Below are 3,179 nucleotides of genomic sequence, written 5' to 3'. Positions count from 1 at the left end.
ACGGGACGTCGGGCAGGGTGAATCGCGACAGGGCTTCAACGCGGGCCCACAGGCGGTCGGCATTGAGCGGGGGGAATTGGGGGGAAGGCGAGGCGGGGGGTGTTGCGTGCGGCATGAAGATTCCTGAAGATGCGCCACGGATTATGTCATGGCGGTCGAGCGGGTCCGGACGCGTCGGTCAAAGGGAATCTCCCATCGCGCAGCGCCTTCAGGATGCCGGCCGCCACGACGGTTCGCGTTTCTCCAGGAAAGCGGCCACGCCTTCGCGGGCTTCGTCGGTGCTGCGGCAGGAGGCGATCCGTTCCACGGTGTCGGCGATCAGCGCGGCGTCGATGGGCTGGCCGGCAAAGTCTCGCACCAGCCGCTTGCTGGCCTGGACGGCGGCGGGGCCGTTGGCGCACAGCGTGCGGCAGATCGATTCGGCCTCGTCGTGCAGCCGCTCGGCCGGCACCACGTCGTGCAGCAGCCCCAGCCGCAACGCGGTGGCGGCGTCAAAACGTTCGGCGGTCAGGAAATAGCGGTTGGCCGCCCGTTCGCCCATGGCTCGGATCACATAGGGGCTGATCGTGGCAGGCAGCAGCCCCAAGCGGGTTTCAGACAGGCAGAAGTGCGCCGACTCCGCGGCAATGGCGATGTCGCAGGCCGACAGCAGGCCCATGCCGCCGGCGTAGGCATCGCCGTTCACGCAGGCAACGACGGGTTTGGGGCAGGACCAGATCGTGTGCAGCATGTCGGCCAGCCGGGTGGCGTCGGCGCGATTGTCGGCGTCGGTATGCGTGGCCATCTTGCGCATCCAGTTCAGGTCGCCGCCCGCGCAGAACGCCTTGCCGGCGCCGGTCAGCAGCAGCACGCGCACACGGGAATCCTGCGCCGCCTGCCGGACGGCGCTGGTCAGCGCGGCGATCAGGGTCTCGTCGAAGGCATTGCGCATGTCAGGACGGTTCAGCGTCAGGCGGACGATGGCGCCGTCGTGGGCGACGTCCAGGGGGGCATGCAGAGTCATGCGGGTCTCCCGTTGTATTGAATTCGGCTCAATAAGTCAGGTGTTACTGTTCAATGATTCTAGGGCCATTTTGGGTAATCCGCGATGTATTCAGGTCGGATATTGAGTTATCCTCAAAAAAATAACGGAGCGAGACATGAACCCACAATCCGGCGGCGTGGCCGCCGATCAGCGTTATGCGTCGGTATTCCGGCCCGGGCTGTACGACGGCAAGACTGTCCTGGTGACGGGCGGCGGCAGCGGCCTGGGGCGCTGCACCGCGCACGAACTGGCGGCGCTGGGGGCGAACCTGGCGCTGGTCGGCCGCAAGCTGGACAAGCTTGAGGCGGCGGGCGAGGAAATCGCCCGCATCTACCCCGAAGCCGCCGGGCGAATCAGCCTGCATGCTTGCGATATCCGCGACGAGGCCGGCGTGCGTGGCGTGGTTACGGCGGTGTTGGGCCGGCATGGGGCCATCGACGGCCTGTTCAATTGCGCGGGCGGGCAGTTTCCGGCGCCGTTGGACCGCATCAGTTTCAACGGCTGGAACGCCGTGGTCCAGAACAACCTGCACGGCACCTTCCTGATGGCGCGCGAGGTTTATACGCAGCACATGCGCCAGCATGGCGGGGCCATCGTCAACATGCTGGCCGACATCTGGGGCGGCATGCCGGGCATGGGGCATTCGGGCGCGGCGCGTGCCGGCGTCTGGAACCTGACCGAAACCGCCGCTTGCGAATGGGCGCACGCAGGCGTGCGGGTCAATGCTGTAGCGCCGGGCTGGATCGCCTCGAGCGGCATGGACAGCTACGACGACAATTACCGCGCCGTGCTGCGCGAGCTGAGGACCAAAGTGCCGCCGCAACGCTTCGGCACCGAGGCGGAACTGGCGGCGGCGGTGGTGTTCCTGCTGTCGCCTGCGGCCGCCTTCATCAATGGCAGCGTCATCCGCGTGGATGGCGGCGTGCCCAACGCGCGGCACTCCTGGTCCTTGCAGCCCGCCGAACGCGGCGAGGTCTACAACGGCTTTCCTCAGTACGTGCCGCCGTCCTTGTTCTCGGACGCCCCTGACGCTTCGGAATCCTGAAGCCGATGCAGGGCGTCGCGCACCTCGCCGCGGAACCGGGCCAAGGCCAGCGCATCCTGGCGGGGCGGCTGCAAGGCCTGCCACAGGAAGCCGACCAACTGGTCGGCCGTGGCGGCCACGTCCACCCGCGCGCCGCGCAGGATGGCGTCCCACAGCACGTGCTCCATGGGGCCATAGACCGCCGAGCGCAACAGCCGCAAGGGCATGTCCCGGCGGATGTCGCCGTCGGCCTGGCCTTGGGCCAGGATGCGCATCAGCGGTGCGGTGTAGCGGCGCTGCAGACCGGCGTAGACCTCGCCGAAGTCATCGTTGCGGGCGCGTCCTTCGGACAGGATGAAGGCGCACAGCCCCGGCCCTTCGGCCAGCAGATGCCGCAGGTGCGTATGCACCAGATAGTGCAGCTGGGCGCGCGCGCCCTGCACGTGGGGCAGGCTGTCTTCGACCTTGCCGATGATCTCGTCGTACCAATCGCTGATCACCCGCACGCACAGTTCCCGCTTGCCGCCGAAGTAGGTGAAGATCGTGGCTTCGGATACGCCCAGCCGCTGGGCGATCTCGGTCGTCGTGGCCGCCTGGAAACCCGCCTCGGAGAAGACCTGGCGGGCCATGTGCAGGATGTCGCGGATGCGCTGTTCCGACTTGGCGCTGGCCGCCGGGCGGCGGGTCGGGACGACAGGGGTTTTTTCCATGCGGACGGCAAAAGGGCGGGTAGGCGGGGCTTATTATTGAGCCAGGGTCAAGCAAGTTGAGCAAGCCCTGGATGATTCATAACAACATCAGAGACTAAACCATGCTGTCCCGAGCCGAATCCTACAAGCAGCTTGTGTCCCAATTCCAATGGCAGGTGCCGGCGGAGTTCAACATCGGCGTCGACGCCTGCGACAAGTGGGCCGATGGCAGCGGGCGCGTGGCGCTGATCTACGAAAAGAGCGACGGCGCGCAGACGCGCTACACGTTCGACGACATCAAGGCCCAGTCCAACCGCCTGGCGCACAGCCTGGAACGCCATGGGGTGCGGCGCGGCGACCGCGTGGCCGTGTATTTGCCGCAGGCGCCCGAGACCGCGGTGACGCACATCGCCGTCTACAAGATGGGCGCGGTGGCGGTGCC

4 protein-coding genes are annotated in these 3,179 nt (G+C 67.0%); 2 read left to right on the top strand and 2 right to left on the bottom strand.

What is annotated here, in order from left to right; all coding sequences use genetic code 11:
* Positions 1-208 precede the first annotated feature (208 nt).
* Complete coding sequence (locus ACO6D5_RS29855; protein ID WP_485827406.1) at positions 209-1,003, bottom strand: enoyl-CoA hydratase/isomerase family protein; 795 nt, start codon at positions 1,001-1,003, stop codon at positions 209-211.
* A 136-nt stretch (positions 1,004-1,139) separates the two neighbouring features.
* Between ACO6D5_RS29855 and ACO6D5_RS29850 the strand changes: the two genes are divergently transcribed.
* Positions 1,140-2,069 (top strand): SDR family oxidoreductase, encoded by a 930-nt coding sequence (locus tag ACO6D5_RS29850; protein WP_485827405.1) that lies wholly within the window; start codon positions 1,140-1,142, stop codon positions 2,067-2,069.
* Here ACO6D5_RS29850 and ACO6D5_RS29845 read toward each other — a convergent pair.
* Positions 2,015-2,758 carry a TetR family transcriptional regulator gene (locus tag ACO6D5_RS29845; protein WP_315846994.1) on the bottom strand — a complete coding sequence of 248 codons (744 nt, stop codon included), beginning with the start codon at positions 2,756-2,758 and terminating at the stop codon, positions 2,015-2,017. The genes ACO6D5_RS29850 and ACO6D5_RS29845 overlap by 55 nt on opposite strands.
* A 101-nt stretch (positions 2,759-2,859) precedes the next feature.
* On the opposite strand from ACO6D5_RS29845, the gene ACO6D5_RS29840 reads away from it, so the two are divergent.
* A partial coding sequence (locus ACO6D5_RS29840) for an AMP-binding protein (RefSeq protein WP_485827404.1) occupies positions 2,860-3,179 on the top strand: 320 nt, incomplete at its 3' end.

The organism is Achromobacter sp. (genome assembly GCF_057314935.1).
Note: the sequence above shows the minus strand (reverse complement) of the source record. Positions and strands in the feature narration are given on the sequence as shown.

Coding starts and splice junctions, on each gene's coding strand:
- ACO6D5_RS29855 (WP_485827406.1), bottom strand. CDS start 1,003: ATGACTCTGCATGCCCCCCTGGACGTCGCCCACGACGGCGCCATCGTC.
- ACO6D5_RS29850 (WP_485827405.1), top strand. CDS start 1,140: ATGAACCCACAATCCGGCGGCGTGGCCGCCGATCAGCGTTATGCGTCG.
- ACO6D5_RS29845 (WP_315846994.1), bottom strand. CDS start 2,758: ATGGAAAAAACCCCTGTCGTCCCGACCCGCCGCCCGGCGGCCAGCGCC.